The organism is Clostridium sp. B9, assembly GCF_050509515.1.
GTDB lineage: Bacteria > Bacillota > Clostridia > Clostridiales > Clostridiaceae > Sarcina.
In genome coordinates this window covers 1,763,543-1,779,386 of record NZ_JBNWKA010000003.1, presented here as the reverse complement: position 1 = coordinate 1,779,386, position 15,844 = coordinate 1,763,543, and the positions used below count along the sequence as shown (strand labels likewise).

General features: G+C 30.4%; 17 protein-coding genes. All 17 read right to left on the bottom strand.

Going from position 1 to position 15,844, the window contains the following annotated elements; genetic code table 11:
- Nucleotides 1–7: 7 nt before the first annotated feature.
- Nucleotides 8–241, bottom strand: a complete 234-nt coding sequence (locus tag ACQZHJ_RS08080) for a hypothetical protein (protein ID WP_430485039.1) — start codon at nt 239–241, stop codon at nt 8–10.
- A gap of 12 nt (nt 242–253) precedes the next feature.
- Nucleotides 254–6,304, bottom strand: a complete 6,051-nt coding sequence (locus ACQZHJ_RS08075; RefSeq protein ID WP_430485038.1) for an interleukin-like EMT inducer domain-containing protein — start codon at nt 6,302–6,304, stop codon at nt 254–256.
- Between the two features lie 35 nt (nt 6,305–6,339).
- The gene (locus ACQZHJ_RS08070; protein WP_430485037.1) at nt 6,340–6,720 is read right to left on the bottom strand and encodes a DUF1617 family protein; all 381 of its coding nucleotides are present in this window, start codon (nt 6,718–6,720) and stop codon (nt 6,340–6,342) included.
- 68 nt (nt 6,721–6,788) lie between these two features.
- Nucleotides 6,789–7,055, bottom strand: coding sequence for a hypothetical protein (locus ACQZHJ_RS08065; protein WP_430485036.1), 267 nt, complete (start codon nt 7,053–7,055; stop codon nt 6,789–6,791).
- A gap of 20 nt (nt 7,056–7,075) precedes the next feature.
- The gene (locus ACQZHJ_RS08060; protein WP_430485035.1) at nt 7,076–7,429 is read right to left on the bottom strand and encodes a DUF6711 family protein; all 354 of its coding nucleotides are present in this window, start codon (nt 7,427–7,429) and stop codon (nt 7,076–7,078) included.
- A 3-nt stretch (nt 7,430–7,432) separates the two neighbouring features.
- A complete protein-coding gene (locus tag ACQZHJ_RS08055) occupies nt 7,433–10,645 on the bottom strand; it encodes a hypothetical protein (RefSeq protein ID WP_430485034.1) in 3,213 nt (1,070 codons plus the stop codon).
- A 39-nt stretch (nt 10,646–10,684) separates the two neighbouring features.
- Nucleotides 10,685–11,047 (bottom strand): Gp15 family bacteriophage protein, encoded by a 363-nt coding sequence (locus tag ACQZHJ_RS08050; protein WP_430485033.1) that lies wholly within the window; start codon nt 11,045–11,047, stop codon nt 10,685–10,687.
- On the bottom strand, nt 11,007–11,360 hold the full coding sequence (locus ACQZHJ_RS08045) for a hypothetical protein (RefSeq protein ID WP_430485032.1): 354 nt from the start codon (nt 11,358–11,360) through the stop codon (nt 11,007–11,009). Before ACQZHJ_RS08045 ends, ACQZHJ_RS08050 begins: the two co-directional genes overlap by 41 nt.
- Before the next feature lie 15 nt (nt 11,361–11,375).
- A complete protein-coding gene (locus tag ACQZHJ_RS08040; protein ID WP_430485031.1) occupies nt 11,376–11,825 on the bottom strand; it encodes a phage tail tube protein in 450 nt (149 codons plus the stop codon).
- 9 nt (nt 11,826–11,834) lie between these two features.
- A complete protein-coding gene (locus ACQZHJ_RS08035) occupies nt 11,835–12,221 on the bottom strand; it encodes a phage tail terminator protein (RefSeq protein WP_430485030.1) in 387 nt (128 codons plus the stop codon).
- Entirely contained in the window at nt 12,221–12,604 is a 384-nt protein-coding gene (locus ACQZHJ_RS08030; protein WP_430485029.1) for a hypothetical protein, read from the bottom strand. Before ACQZHJ_RS08030 ends, ACQZHJ_RS08035 begins: the two co-directional genes overlap by 1 nt.
- Entirely contained in the window at nt 12,604–12,930 is a 327-nt protein-coding gene (locus ACQZHJ_RS08025; RefSeq protein ID WP_430485028.1) for a hypothetical protein, read from the bottom strand. Before ACQZHJ_RS08025 ends, ACQZHJ_RS08030 begins: the two co-directional genes overlap by 1 nt.
- A gap of 2 nt (nt 12,931–12,932) precedes the next feature.
- The gene (locus ACQZHJ_RS08020; protein ID WP_430485027.1) at nt 12,933–13,295 is read right to left on the bottom strand and encodes a hypothetical protein; all 363 of its coding nucleotides are present in this window, start codon (nt 13,293–13,295) and stop codon (nt 12,933–12,935) included.
- Nucleotides 13,296–13,340: 45 nt separating this feature from the next.
- Complete coding sequence (locus ACQZHJ_RS08015; protein ID WP_430485026.1) at nt 13,341–14,318, bottom strand: phage capsid protein; 978 nt, start codon at nt 14,316–14,318, stop codon at nt 13,341–13,343.
- Between the two features lie 27 nt (nt 14,319–14,345).
- Complete coding sequence (locus ACQZHJ_RS08010) at nt 14,346–14,954, bottom strand: hypothetical protein (RefSeq protein WP_430485025.1); 609 nt, start codon at nt 14,952–14,954, stop codon at nt 14,346–14,348.
- A 103-nt stretch (nt 14,955–15,057) separates the two neighbouring features.
- Nucleotides 15,058–15,321: a DUF6275 family protein gene (locus ACQZHJ_RS08005; protein WP_430485024.1), complete on the bottom strand. Its 264-nt coding sequence runs from the start codon at nt 15,319–15,321 to the stop codon at nt 15,058–15,060.
- 25 nt (nt 15,322–15,346) lie between these two features.
- Nucleotides 15,347–15,835 (bottom strand): DUF2829 domain-containing protein, encoded by a 489-nt coding sequence (locus tag ACQZHJ_RS08000; protein ID WP_430485023.1) that lies wholly within the window; start codon nt 15,833–15,835, stop codon nt 15,347–15,349.
- Nucleotides 15,836–15,844: the final 9 nt, after the last annotated feature.

The following is a 15,844-nucleotide window of genomic DNA, read 5'->3' as shown; positions in this document are numbered from 1 at the left end:
TCCTTTCTTAAAGTGTTATATCAACTTTATTTTTAAGTTCTATTTTATTAGTTTCTAAATTAACTTTATAGTTAGAAGAAGTAACTATAAACTCATTATTTAAGTCAGTTACTTTTCTAATACAATAAGATTTTACATCTTCTTCTCTATCGCAAAAAGTATAAAAGTCAACTTCTCCACTAAATGCTCCTTCTATATTCCCAGTAAACTTGCTATAAAATATAGTCATTTTTTCATTCATTATCTCACCCCCTTAGGCTGTAGCCATCCAAGAAATATTAATATTGTTTTGGTATGCTCCATTTGCACTATGTCCAAAAGCTTTTATAGTAAATGTAGCATTGGCTATATCGTAGCTTTCTACAAGTACAGTTAATGTATCTAAACTACTTTGTCCTACAGACCAACCTGAAGGACAAGCTATTACCTTAAAATATTTCCCTCTAAAATAAGCTGGCAGTTGAATTTTTACTCGAGTATAGTTACCATTTCCATATTGTTGCAAGTTGAAAATTCCAGTTTCCATAAGGCAATGGTATGCATGGCTCATATTATTTGCATCAAACCAAGCGAATCCATCTTCAGCTATTTTGGTATAAGTGCTATTTTTAAATCTTGCTGTAAAGCCTTCATTATCAAAACTGTAATTAGTATTGTAGTTCTCATTGGGATGTTGTGACCAAGGTTGCTTACAATTACCTTCTGTTAACTGAATACCAGTAACCCAATAATCTCCTGGTGTACATTTACTATTTACTACACCTAAATAAAGAGTTGTAGTATTTTCTTTAGCTGTAAATGTAAAGTTTATTTCTCCCCAAACATTCTGTGCACCACCAAAATGATTACCGTTGTAAACACCTGCATTACTTACCATAGCTCCAATAACACCTCTAGTAGACCATACTTTACATGAAAATGTATAAACTTTTCCTATTATTAATCCAGAAATTCTTTGTTGAATACCTTGATTACTTCTAGTTGTTACAATCTTACATGCCCATGTATGTCCGCTTGGTTCGTTATTCTTCCAAACTACAGGATCAGCTATACTTCCCCATTTAGTCCAGTTTCTCCAGTCTTGGCTTTCAAAGGCACTATTTCTAACTAAGTTACTTCCACCAGAACTCGCTAAATCCATAACAAATTTATTATTGCTCTGTTGGAACTCTGTAAATTGTTGTCTTGTTACAGCATTTGCAACTTGTCCATTTAAAGTATTTATTCTACTCTCTGTACTAGATACTCTATTAGTTATTCCATTTAAATTAGCTTCTAAAGAAACAACTTTACTACTAACATTATTTACTTCTTGCTTATTAGCCTTGCCATTTAAGTTTGTTTCTAAAGTACGAGTTTTACTCTCCGTATAGCTTACTCTCTGTGAAATTCCATCTAAACTAGCTTTTATAGTTGCCACTTGATTATTAACTTCTGTAACTTCTTGTTTAGATGCTTTTCCATTTAAGCTTGTTTCTATAGAATTTGTTTTGGAATTAATAGCTCTAATATCTGTTGTTACGCTATCTCTAAGTTGAGTTACTGAAGAAGATACATCAGATATATTACTTTTAATTAGAGTTGTTTCTAATCCCATATTATTAGGATTTACACCTATAAAAGTTCCATCTTCGCCAACTTTTACGGAAACTTCAGCAAATCTTTTATCAGTAGCTGTTCTAGGAATAAACATTTCTACTCCATTACCTCTACCTAACTTTGATTTACCTATAAGAGCATAGGCTTCTCTATAAGTTCCTTGTTTGTTATCAAATAGTGTTGCTCCTATCTTCTCTAAAGCTTCTTTTATAGGTGGATGTAGTGGATAAGAAGCATCTTGAGAAGTGATTATTATTATACAATCACCGTTATTAAGTTCGTTTATTTTATTTACAAATGATACTTTAGCATCTTCGGAACCATAAGTATCATAATCTTGTAGAAAAACTCTTTCTAATGTAGCTTTATTTAAAGCATTTATTCTTAGTCCTCTACCTTGTCCATCAGTTATTGTTTTACCATTAACTTTTACTATAGAATTAGCTGGATAATCATTTCCTGTACCTCTAGCATATATTATTTTTTCTGTTCTTATAGTTGTTACAGCTTTATCTATATCTGATTGAGATACTTTGCTATTAATTCTATCTGATAAAATATTAAGATTACTTTCTACATTATGAACTTTAGAATTAACTGTAGTTATCTGTGCGTTAGTATAAGCTTTAGCATTATTTAAAGCACCATTAGCTTTATCTTGTGCTCCTTGAGTATCTTCTATTTGCTCCCAAGCACTCCATGTAGTATTATTTACTCCATGCCTTTGAAAAGTAGCTGTCGAATTACTTCTAAAAACTTGAGTTGGGTATCCACCACTTGAATCTGCCCAAGGTACTTTTGTTTCTAATGTTCCATAAACTTTTGAACCAGGTATTTGAACAACATTAGAGAATTTAAATTCTGTTATGGTTTGTTTTGGATAATGTTCTATATACCATCCAGGACTTTCATTATTGTTCCTGGTATCTGGAATACTTCTAGCTCCAATTATAGCTTGTTGTTTAGCTGAATTTGCTTTATTAGTAGCATCTGTACTAGCTGTATTAATAGCATCTTGTTTAGCTTTATCTGCTCTTGCTATAGCCGTATCTAAATTCTTTTTAGCTTCAGCTATTCTTTTTCTTTCTTCTTCTGTAATCTTACCATCTGCATTGGCTATAGCTTGTTCTTTTGCAAGATTAGCTTTTGCTATAGCTATATCTGTAGCAAACCTTTTAGCTACATCCAAATTAGAATTTATCTTACTTGTTAAATCTCTATTTATATTACTTACATTTGTAGTAATACTTTGAGTTGTAGAGTTTAAATCTTGTACACTAGCTTTTATACTGTTATTTTCTTGTGTAAATTTACTTTCTACTGTACTTATTTTATCTGTTACTGTTTTAATATTATCTACTATTAATTGGTTTGTATCTTCTGGTGCTGGTGTCCAATCAGTTGGTTTATTTCCAAGTTCACCTTTAATATTTCTAACTTTAAATTCAATACTAGCACCTGTGTTGTTTACTATACCAAATGTACTGCCATCATAGATATCTACAAAATTTGTATTTTTAGAAGAAGTATTTTCGTAATAAAACCAACACTTAATCCATTTATTAGGACTTAATTGCTTTGATGAAGTTTTTCTCTTTGAAACTTCATCATTATCGTTACCACTCCAAGAGCTTCCAACTGAAGCATAGTTATTATTGTCTGTATTCCACTCACATTCTATAGGTACTTTTATTTCGAAAGAAAATATATATCCTTGTCCAAAGGGGATTTTTATATTTTGACCGTTTACTATCCCTAAACCAGCTCCCCAATAACTGTTAGCACCGCTATTAGCTACTAAAGACCAAGTGTTAGTTTTGGCATCAAAAGTCCCTGTAGTGCTTACCTTTGATATATTTTTTTGACAAACTAAATTTCTACCACCAATAACCATATTAGAAATAGTTCTATCTATGTCAGATTGAGAAACTTTAGTTAAAATTTGTTCTTTCAAAATATTTATTTCTGATGTAGCTTTATTAAGATGAGAATTTACTGTTGTTATTTCTACATTAACAAATGTCTTAGCACTATTTAATGCACTATTAGCTTTGCTAGTAGCATCTGCACTAGCGCTATTTATAGCTTCTTGTTTCTTTAACTCTGCTACTCTATTAGCTTCATTTATTGCATCTTGTTTTGCCTTATCTGCTTTAGCTATAGCTGTATTAAGATTAGCTTCTGCTTGTTGGATTCTTTTTCTTTCCTCTTCTGTAATCTTTCCATCTGCATTAGCTATTGCATTAGCTTGTGCTAGATCTGCTTTAGCTTTTGCCACTTCATCAGCATATGCTTGTAAGTCTTCTGGAGCTGGTGTCCAATCAGTAGCTTTATTACCCTTTTCAACTTTATACCAATTTAAAGTAGCAAGATTTTTTTCGATAGCTGGACTATTAGGAGAACAACAAGCTCTAACTACTACTCCTTTTTTTATTTCATTTGGAGTTCTAAATTTAATAAATCTAGTTTCAGCTTTATCATATGGTAAAGTAAAGTTATACCCCCAACTCCAATCAGGAGGATATATATATACTACAAGTGATTTTTTTTCATTATTTGATTTTATAAATCCATTAGCACTAAAAATATATTCTGTATTAGGTTCTAATCCATTAACTTTTCTTATAGCAAAAGCATATTCACTAGAACTTTCATTTACTAAACTATCTAAAACTAAGTTTCTTCCACCAAACTCTAAATTATTTATAGCATTAGTAGTATTACTATTAGCTGTGTTTATAGCTTCTTCCTTAGCTCTATTAATATTATTATTTATAGTAGTTGTAGATTGAGTAAAAGTTTGTGAATCTACTTTTAACTTAATAGCATTATCTAAAGCCTGTATAGTAGCTTTCTGACTAGATAATTCTTTTCCATGCTCTGTGATAATATTCTTTTGTGTAGATAACTCTACATCTAAAGTCCTATCCCCTATTTGTACCTTAGTACCTTTAATAGTTTCTGTTCCTTTATTATTTACTTCTCTAATTACAGAGTTTATATCTAGCTTATTACCAGCTATATTTGCATTATCTGCAACCTTATTATTATCTATTGCTCCATCTGTAATACCAGCGTTATGTACTCCATTACCATCTAGCATTATAGTTTTACCATCTTTGGCTCTAACTAATAATCCATATTCGGTAGTACCATCTGTTTTTCTATACTCTCCTAAGATAACTCTATTAATATTATTTCTATTAATAAGAATTTGATTACCTACAATTTCTATAGTTCCATCTGCACTAACAATTCTATGTTTGCTAGTTGTTATATCACCAGCCTCTAGCTTGTTTACGCTTAGAGAACTTATTTGTGAACTACCTATAGCTCCTTCTGCTATGACTGCACTTCCTGCTGTAATAGCATTAGTTTTAAAGTTATCTGCTGTTAGATTTCCTGCAAGTTGATTTTCTACACTTATAGTTTTACTTTCTAGTACAGATATTTTTCCAACTGCTGCATTTAAATCAGTTATATTTGCTTTACCAATTACAGCTTGTTGCAAGTCAGCTCTTACAGCATTTAATTCTACAATATCTGCTTTTTTAGAATTTAAATTAACTATGTCGGCCCTTATTACTGTTAAATCTTCTGTATATAATCTCTGTATCTTGGCATCTATAGCTGTTAAATCATTTATACTAGCCTTATCTATTAATGCCTTTTTTATGTTTGCTTGTTCAATAGAGTATCTCTCCATTGATTGAGTAACTGATCCTTTACTATCAAAATTTGATTCTTGTTTTCCTTTTCCTTTAGCCTTTAACTCAGAAACAATCCCATTTTTATAAGTAAACTTTTGCTCCATTACTAAAGCATTATATTTTTTGCCTTTTAAATCAGTTAAATTCAATATATCTCCAGCCATAATAGCTGGATTTCCCTTCCACTTTAAACTGTATGGTATATATCTAAAGCTTCTATATCTTTGATAAATTCCATCTAATATTTCTTCTGTTATTACTGGATTATTAAAAGCTATAGAAATCCCTTCATCTGAACCCTTACTTAGTTCATCTTCTCCTCGTTTTGCTATTACTTTTGTTATAAAACATTCATCTGCTTCAATATCTAATTTAAATATATTGTTAGGATCTAGCTCTTGATTTACAAATTCATAACCTTTTATCTCTAAATCACCAATTCTATTAAATCTAGCAAATGAACCACAAAGAGAAGCTACAATACCTATAGCTTCTCTTAATGAATACCCTTCTATTTTATTAACTATATAATTAGGTAGCTTACTAGCAAAATTAACTCCTGCCTTTTTACATATTTCTTTAGCAATATCGTTTATATCTGCTGGATATGATAAATCAGAAAAATAAACTTTTTCTAAACATAGCATATTATCTACACAATCAAGGTTTATAAATTTTCCTTTTACACTAGTCTTAATTACATTAAATACACCTAAAGGTACATATTCTATGTGTTCTCCTATATATAATCCTACATATGGTTTTATAACAGCATTATCGAATATATCTCCTGTATTAATTAATTTAATCTCAAAAGTATTAGAACAAACAGTACCTATAGAAAAGTTATCACTAGGATTAACTGATTCCTCTAAACTCATTTCATATATTAAACTTCCACTAAACTCCTTATCTCTGATTATAACTTTTGCATTAAATTCTCTATCTTGCAATTTATTTATTTCTTGATTAAATTCTTTTGATACATTAAACAATTACTAACCTCCTTTCCAAAAGATTAATACTTGTACTATTCTTCTATCATAAAGTCAATACACATTAACTCTCCTGGACTCATTTCATAACCATTTAATAATTCAATATTAAATTTATGTATATCCATTTCAACTTCAATTTCTTGCAGCTCATTAATTTCTTTATTAAACTCCTCTAATCTTACTGGGTCAATATCAAAGTTTCCATCTGTTATTTTTAGAGTTCCATCATCTTCTTTTAAACAATATTCTTCTATTAATTTTTGTCTTTCTTTATTGTAGTGCTTTAACTCTCTTTCTACTTTAGTTATATTCTTACCTATAGCATAGCTCGCTTTAACTGGTAACTTTCTTGAGCTTATTTCTCCTAATACATTAACTTTTTCTAATATTTCTTTATTTGTTAATTTAACCATCTTATATCCTTCTTTCTTTTAATTTGTTTATTATAAAAAAGAGCTTACTAGCTGTAAGCTCTTATAAGTTAAAGTACAAAACAATTTAAGTCTTTCCCCACTTCTATAGCCTTTATTCTGAATTTTTGAACCTCAGCTTGAACTAATTGAGAATTTGCTAAGAATAACTCCATATTAGTAGGATATGTTTGAATATTAGCAATAGTATTTTGAGTTAAACTGCAACTCATTGTTAGTATTGTTTGTTTCATTCCATCTTTCTCTATCTCTACTGTTCCATTAAGATTTGTAGATTCTATTATTGAGCTTGTTACTTTTACAGTTTCTTCTGACATTTTAATTCCTTCTTTCCTTTTTATATCTCTATTAAATTCATAGATAGTCCTTGCCATATATTCTTATTAAAATCAACAGCAGGTGTACTTCTATCTCCTACATAAAAATTTTTAGTTGTAACTCCTTCCATTGGATCAGGATAAGTAACTGAAAATTCTGTTCCACTTACAGCTTGTAATATTATTTTAATTTCATCAGATGTTAATGGTCCCCACTCACATTCTAATTTTCTTGTAACTCTTATCCTATCTCTAAGCATTACACCTAGTAAATTTCTTCCTGTATTCTCTCCATCTAAATCCATTATGTTAACCTTAAAACTTTTTGGAGAAGCAACTGCTACTCCATTTATACTAATTCCTATAGTTGCCACCTCCTAAAGATTTAATAATTGTTCTCCTGCTTGTCTATTTACTTTATTTATAGCTTCTATGGCAATTCTGCCTAAATCAGTATCTTTTATTCTTAATATTAAATCACCACTCTCTTGAGAGCCTGAATTATTATAATTATTATCCTTTTTATTCTTCATTGCTTCTAAAATAGCCTCTATAATAACCTCTTTTATTTTTTCTATGAACTTTGGATCATTAATACTCTTCTTTTCATTACTATTAATATTTTGACCTAACATTGTTAAATCAGGTTGTTGTAATGCATTATTAGAAAGTAATAACATATTATTTATTCTTTCAGAAAGCTTATTAGCAAGTAAATTTAATCCACCAGTATTATTTTCTAGTGGTACTACAGCTTCTGTTCCAGCCTCTCCTATTACGGCTTGCGTTGGTTTATCTACTATACCCCCTTTAGCCAAATAAGGCATTTTAGCTATATTAACTCCAAAATGCTTACCACCAATACCAAGAATCCAATCTGGAGCGGTAAAACTAATTTTATTTAAACCATCTATAGCCATGTTTATAAGTGCTATAACTCCATTTAATGGTGCTTTTATAACAGCTTTTAGCCCATCCATTATTCCTCCGAATATATCAACTACACCTTGCCATGCTCTACTCCAATTTCCAGTAAATACTCCAGTTACAAAGTCTATTATTCCACCAAATATTCTTTTAATGGATTGAAAAACATTATCTACATTCTTTAAAAAGGCATTTAATAGATTTCCTAATACGCCAAAGCAATTTGACCAATCTGTTTGGAAAACATTTCTTAACCATTCTTTAAAGCTATTAAATATTTCTTTTATCTTTCCCCATATTTCTATAGCTTTTGCCTTTATAAAATCCCAATTTCTATATAAAGCTACTCCAATAGCTATTATTGCTGTTATAGCAGCTATAGCAATTCCTATTGGACTTGTTAAAAATGCTATTGCTCCACCTAATAAAGTTGTTGCTGTAGTACTAATTGTTGCTACAGTAGTCCAAATCGTTTGCGCTATAGTCCATAAAGCTAATGCTCCTTTAACTATCAATATAGCAGCGCCTAAACTTCCAATAACTATAATTATTGTATCTAATATAGGTTTCCCACTACCCATTAAGCAATTTATTAAATTTGTAAAAGCATCTAATACAAATCCAATTACATCAGCAACTTTAGCTATAACTGGTGCTATCATGTTAACAAACCAATTAACCATAGGAGCAACAAAACTAACATAAATATATCCTGCTAATTCAAATATCTTAGCACCTAATCTTATGAAACCTTGAAATAAATGACTTCCTCCATTATCCCAAACGTAAATTAATTTTTGAGTTAAATTCTCTAACACTCCTGCAGTTGCATTTAATATTTGCATAAATGTTGATGCTAATCCTGGACCAACTTCTCCCCAAACTTGTCTTAATGAATCTCCCATACGTTTAATTAATGTAAGTACATTTAAAAGTGCATTGGCTAATGCTTGTACTATAGCTATTCCTATTCCTCCAGCATTCCACGCATTAGCAAAAGTAATTGCTATATCTCCAATTATATTGAATATATTTTGTAAAATTTGAAGGATAACTACAAGTATTTTTTCTCCTGTTCCATTAGTCCAAACCTCTAAGAAACTACTTCCTATTGCCTTTATAAGTTCCCAAATTCCATGTAATGCATATTTAATGCTAGCAATTGTTGCAACACCTTCTCTTGCCCATGCATTTTTAAATGGTTGAAATATCTTAGATATAATATCTTTTAACTTTTCAACCATTTCATTTATCTTTTGCATAGCTACACTTGTTGGACTTAAATCTACATTAGGTGCAACCATTGGTATTGGATCTATTCCTCCACCACCGCCTCCTCCTTTTGGAGCCTTTGGGACTTTATCTGAATCATCAGGAATACTTAATTTATTTATTTCATCAAATCCAGCTAAGGAATTTTGTATTTTTTTCTTAGTTTTTTCTGCCGAATCGCCTATTTTATCTACTGCTCCTGATGTTTTCTTGCCTTGTTTTTCCATATTCTTCATAGAAGCTATAGAAGCATTCATGCTTTGAGCTGCTCCAAAACTTGCTTGATAAGTTTTCCCAAATATAGCACTTATAAAGGCTGCAATATATGCTGTTACTGTTGCTAATGCACTCATTAACGCATTCAATGCAGGTAAAACAGCTTGATAAATCGGCATAAAAGCAACGATTAAATTAGTTCTTATTTGTTGTAAGCTATTAGCAAACTGTGCATTTGTCATTAACGCACTTCCTATATAACTAGCAACTGTTGTTATTCCTTTCATTATTATAGGGAAAACTATTCCCCATCTAAACATACTTCCTATAAATAATCCTGTTGCACTTCTTGCTCCATTCATATTTTCTCTATATCTTCTAGTAGAATTATTAGCATTTCTTAAACTTCTATTTGCTTTTCCAGTTGCATTTTCAAGTCTTTTGATACTATTAGTTGCTTGATTTAACCCTGTTGTAGAATTTCTAGAAGAATTGCCTAGGTTTTCTAGTTCTCTATCTAAATCAGCTAATTTAAATCCTGTAGCATCACTTTTAGCTACTAACTTATTTATTGCTCTCTCTGTCTTTAATATTTGTTCTTCTAGCTTATTTTTTCTTGCTTGATTAAAAGTGGAGTTATATGCTTCTTTTAATCCACTTAATTTCTCTTTTTGTTGTTCTATGGATCTATTAGTAATTTCTAAACTATTAGATAAATTTTCTATTTTAGTCTTTATAGCTTCTACATCTACGGCATTACTCTTTACTGGTGGACCTCTTCTACTTATCGGTTGAGTAGTTGTTGTTCTAGGTACTGATACATCACTTACTGGTGAAAACTTCATAGGAATTTTTATTTCTTTAGATTTAGCTATTATACTTCTTATAGCTTCCAATGCTTTTGCTTTTATCTCCTCTATAGTTCTAAGAATATTAGCCTTACTCTTTTCAACGCTAGAATTTATAGTTTCATCAATAGTACTCATAGCCTTATTTATAGATTCAGAAATCCCCTTAGTTATTGAATTAAAATTTAATTTTCCTGTAACTCCTTCTAGTGATTTACTTATTTGAGTTCCTATTGAACTGGCCAACTTTTCTAACTGTTTATTTAAGTCATCACCTTGTATCTCTAAATCCAAACCTATTTTCCCTACCGAATCAGCATCTGCCATAATCTCACCACCTTTCTAAATAAAAAAAGACATTTAATATTAACTAAACGCCTTTTTTAGAATCTCTTGTATTTCTTTTATTTGTTCCTCTTTTTCTTCATCTGTCATTTCTTCTACTTGTCTATTTCTCCAATCATTACGAATTTTATGTTGTTCCTCTGAAAAGCTCTTAAGCATATTTTCATCTTCTTCACTTCTTATACTTACTATTTGTCCTAAAGGAGTTTTTGGCATTATTCCACTAAGTAAGGTACAAAATTCATCCCAACTCATATCAAGCTCATTCCTAAGCCTTATTCCATATTGTGCAGTAAATGAAGCATCTATTAACTCCCAATCTTCAAATAAATCATACCATTGATTATTTTTTACTTTCTTGAAATCGCTTAGCTTCTTTCTCACTCATTTCTTCAATTTCTTCTAATTCTAAATTAGATATTCCAGCCATTATTGCATTAACTATTACTCCATAAGCCTCTAAGCTTAACTCTAAACTTTCAATATATTCAAAAGCTTCTTTGCCTAAAGAAGCTTTTATTATTTTTTCTAATAATTCTATATCATCAACTTTACTTTTCTCCTTATTTTTTGATAAAGATTGAATATATATAGCATTATTCTTAGTATTGTTAATTTTATATTCATGATTTTCATCTATCTTTATAGTTGGTCTTTCATTAACCAATTTGTCCATTATGTTATATACTTTTGCCATTATTATATCCTCCTATTATTCGCCTGCTCCTGGTGTGTATGTTGGTTTCCCATCACCTTTAAGTTCAAACTCTAATGGTGCAACCTTTGTACTATCATCTCCACCAACATTCTTAACATCAATTACACAATCAAATGCAAGTTTAGAACCATCTGGGAACTCTATTTCTCCTTTTGTACTACAATCTAATCCATCTTTCCATGCTGTTGCTGCAACATAATCATTTCCTGGATCACCAACATTTCTTTTCCCTTTTAAAGATATAGAGAAACTCTTTCCTGTCATTAAACTTCTTGCCCACCCTGATGTAGTCATAGGTGTCCAATCTTCTACTTTACCATCTATTTTTATACCGAAATTCTCCATATCAGCTATAGGTTGCATATCTTGAGTTGCACTTGCCTTTCCTTTTGTTCCTATCTTAAACTTAAGATTATAAACTGGAAATACTCCTGTAAATGCCATAATTATTCACTACCTTTCATGTATTATATTTACTTCTATTACATATTCATATATGTTATTTTTATCTGTTCCAACTCCTATAGGTTCAGTAGTTGTCATCTTAAAATCTATAACTCTCTTTCCACCTATAATAGCCTCTTGCCCAAATAAAGCATTAAATACTTCTTGTGCTTTTTGTTCTGCTATATTAGCGTTTTTTCCCCAATGTATTAATATAGAAATAGCCTTAGTGGAATAGCTTGTATTTTCTAAACCACCTAAGGCTATGTTATTTCTTGGTCCTCTTATACTATAGATACCTATACATTGTTCTTTAGTTCCATCTATTTTCCCTATATACCATTGAGGACAATCTATTTTACTTTTTAAATATTCTCTTACATCGCTTAGTAACATTACTTTATCAACCCTTTACTAAACATTTTTAAGAATTTAGAATAAGTATTTGTAACAAATTCCTTATTATCTCCATCAACATAACTTTGCATCCATTTACCCTGTGCATTTATATTTTTATCTTGCCTAAAATTGTATTCTGGATGCCAATATAATCTCCTTGCATATGGTGTATCAAAATTTATAGATGTAATTCCATCATCTAATCTTGATAAATCAACAAAACCACTTCTTTCTAATTCACCACTATCTTTAGGAACTACAGCACTTGTTTTAATATCACTTAAAATGGCTTCAGTAGTTTCCTCAAGTGCTTTATTCTCAGCTTTTATTAATGTATTTATCTTTTGTCTATCTAACTTTACTGTAACCTTAGCTTTCATTATACAAGCTCCAATTCAGTTGAAAAAACTGAACCATCTGGATTACGTGGTCTTGATGATTTATAAATATCTTTTTTGAGCTCTCCAACTTTTACATAGCCTTCAATTAATTTATTAGGATAAATATCACCTTCAATTATTACTTTACCACTTAAAGTTACAAGTCTACGCTCTGCATCAAGCGTATTCTTTCCCTTCTCATTGTATATGCTTAATCCTCTATAAATTAAAGTTTCTACTGGTTCACCATCCTCACTAATATAAGTATGATAAACCTCTACTGGTGTTTTTAAAAGCCATTTAGGAAAAGGTAGTTTAACTCCCATAACTATAACCTCCTACTATTTAAACCAGTTTGAGATATATAATTAATAACCTCTTGTGTTGTAGTTATTCCATTTATAATACTTCCATTAAAACTAACAGATGTACTACCAACTGAATAACCACTTAAAGGCATATTAATAAACTCACCATATTGCTCTATAAAGTTAGCTTGTAAACATACAGCCTTCTTAATTTTGTCTTGTTGGAATGGAGATAAATTCTTAAATTCTATTTTATTTATTCTATTATAGGTTAAAACATCAATCTGATCACTTGCTCTTTCAAGTTTACTTTCCATATCTTCATCAGAAAGTATTTCACCTTTAAACTCATCCCTATAGTATGAATTATCTACATAAGCCATAAATTCACATCCTTATTTAAAATAGAAAGAACATTTTAATTCTCCCTATTCTCCAATATATTCAGTTTTATCTACATCTACATAAATACTATCAACTTTTCCGTCCTTACCATTAGGGAATACAAATACATCTGATAAGCTTCTATTTTGGTATAGATATCCATCTCCTTCAGTATGTGCCCCTGGAGCAAAATAATAAATAGAAGATATTTTCGGTACTGTTTTACAAGTTAATGGTGATGCTATAAGCACATTAATTTTTCTTGATCCTTGAACAGCTTCTACTCCTTCACTAGCTTCAACTTTAGGAACTAACGTAAAGCCGCCTTCCTCACTATCAAAGTTAAACTTATCATAGAATCTTTCATCATCTATTACTTCCATTACCGGAACACCATCTATATCAGTTATTCTAGTTTCAATACTTAGTCCACCTTCTGCAATTTGTGTCATTTCAATTTTTCTTGTAAACTCTGTAGATTGCTCTAATTTATCCATTATATTACTTGATACATACATTATTAAAGCACCTTTTGCTTTATATCTTCTTAACTTACCTGATGCTAACATAGTCTTAAGTTTTCCAAATACATTTGCTTTAGTAAAATCTTTTGTTGCTGTAACACTATTATATCCCTCTGCATCTAATGCTTTTGTAGCTACCTTAGAGAAAAATAATGCATCTGTTTCTGGAGCTACTTCAGTTTGTTCAAATATTCTTGATACATTTTGAATAGATGCAGTTGCATTAGTTTCGTCTACATCAGCTTTATCTATTAAAAATTCAACATCTCTATCATGTTCTAAAGTAAATGGTACATCAGTTTGCTTAATTTCTCCTCTGTTCCATCCACCTTTTCTACTATGATTCTTAAATCCTGATACACTCATTTGTGTAAAGTGAAATGATCTTGCACCTACCCATTTAACATTACTAGTTATAAATGGTGATGTAAGTGTCTCCTGTATTAAAATATCTAATAATTCTGGTTGCCATACCTCTGCATAGTTTAAATTTGCCATATTTTATTACCTTCCTTTTCTTATAATTTAGTTAAATCTATTCCAACGTTTTTTATTTTGAATAGTTTCTTTATTAGATTTTGTGTTTTGTTCAGCAGCACCTATTTTAAAGCCTTTATTTTCTTCTTGTTGTTGCTGTCCTTTAAAGCTTGGGTACTTTTCTAAAACTTTATCTACTGCTTGATCCATAGTAACATCATCACTTACCATAGCTTTAGCTAATATAACAACATCGTCAACACTATCAGCTAAAACACCTTTAGATAAACAAGTTACTTTTGCCTCTAATGTATTAGCTCTCTCCTCTGCATCTTGTTTAGCTTTTTCAGCATTAGTTAAAGCTTCATTCTTTTTCTCTTCTTCTGTCTTTTGACTTTCTTTCCAATCTTGATAAGCTTTAAGCTCTTCCTTAGATAGTTGACCTTTATTTTCTCTTGCCACCCTATCTTTAATCATCCTATTTACTTCCTCTTGAGTAAAAGTCTTTTCTTCTGGTGGATTTTCCTCTGCTCCTTCGCCTTCTCCATCGCCTTCTGTTGGATTAGCTTCTGAACCTGCTCCACCATTACCTGCTCCATCATCTTGAGCTAATTTCATACCTAATCTTTTTCTTAAATTAAAATTTGATATAGACATAAATACCTCCATTTATAGCCTGTCGGCTGTTAATTCCATGCGCAGTTTAAGGTCTTAAGCAAGTTTTGGACAAAATAAAAAAGCCTTATTTTTAAGACTTTAATTATATTTCTACTTTATAATTTTCCCATTTCTTATATGCATCAACATACATTTCCTTCTTATCTCCATTGTAAGTACACTCGTAATACATTCCATCAAATAAAGTAGTACTTAATAGAGCTTTATTGTTTTGAAGAGTTTTACAACTCCATACCATAAATACATCGTCTGTGGTAATTTCTTTTTTATCTGTTTTATCTAAATGCTTATTGGTATAATCACATACCTCTTGTTTACACCATTGTAAAAATTCTTTTTCATTCATTATTAAAACACCTCTCTTTAATATTTTATTCTACAAATATCCAATCCTCTGCTAACATATCAGCTTGACTTGCAAGCCATCCAATTTGAACTCCTGATGTCCCTACAAAAGCTATTGCTTTGTTACCAATTGCTTCGTGTTCTGTATTTATTATTTTTTCATTAGCATTCTTATAGCTAATATTTTTTGCTAATTCTATATATTGTTTTTTGCCATTCCAACCTTTTCTAGCAACTCTTAATCCTCTTTTAACATATTTAATAGCTTCTCCAAAATCAAAAGTAGCTACTCCACCTAAAATTGGTGTATTTTCCTTATTGGCTATTATCCAATCTTCACTAGAAATATTATTCATAGTATATTCAACTCTATCAGTATTTCTTATATCTAATACTTTTCCATCTTTACAGTGCATCATAATAGTGTTATCTTCCCAACACCAGTAACCACTCCATGATGGTAATTTAACTTTAAATCCCTGTTTCATTAAACTTAATGCTAATCCAAATTTCATTATTCAACT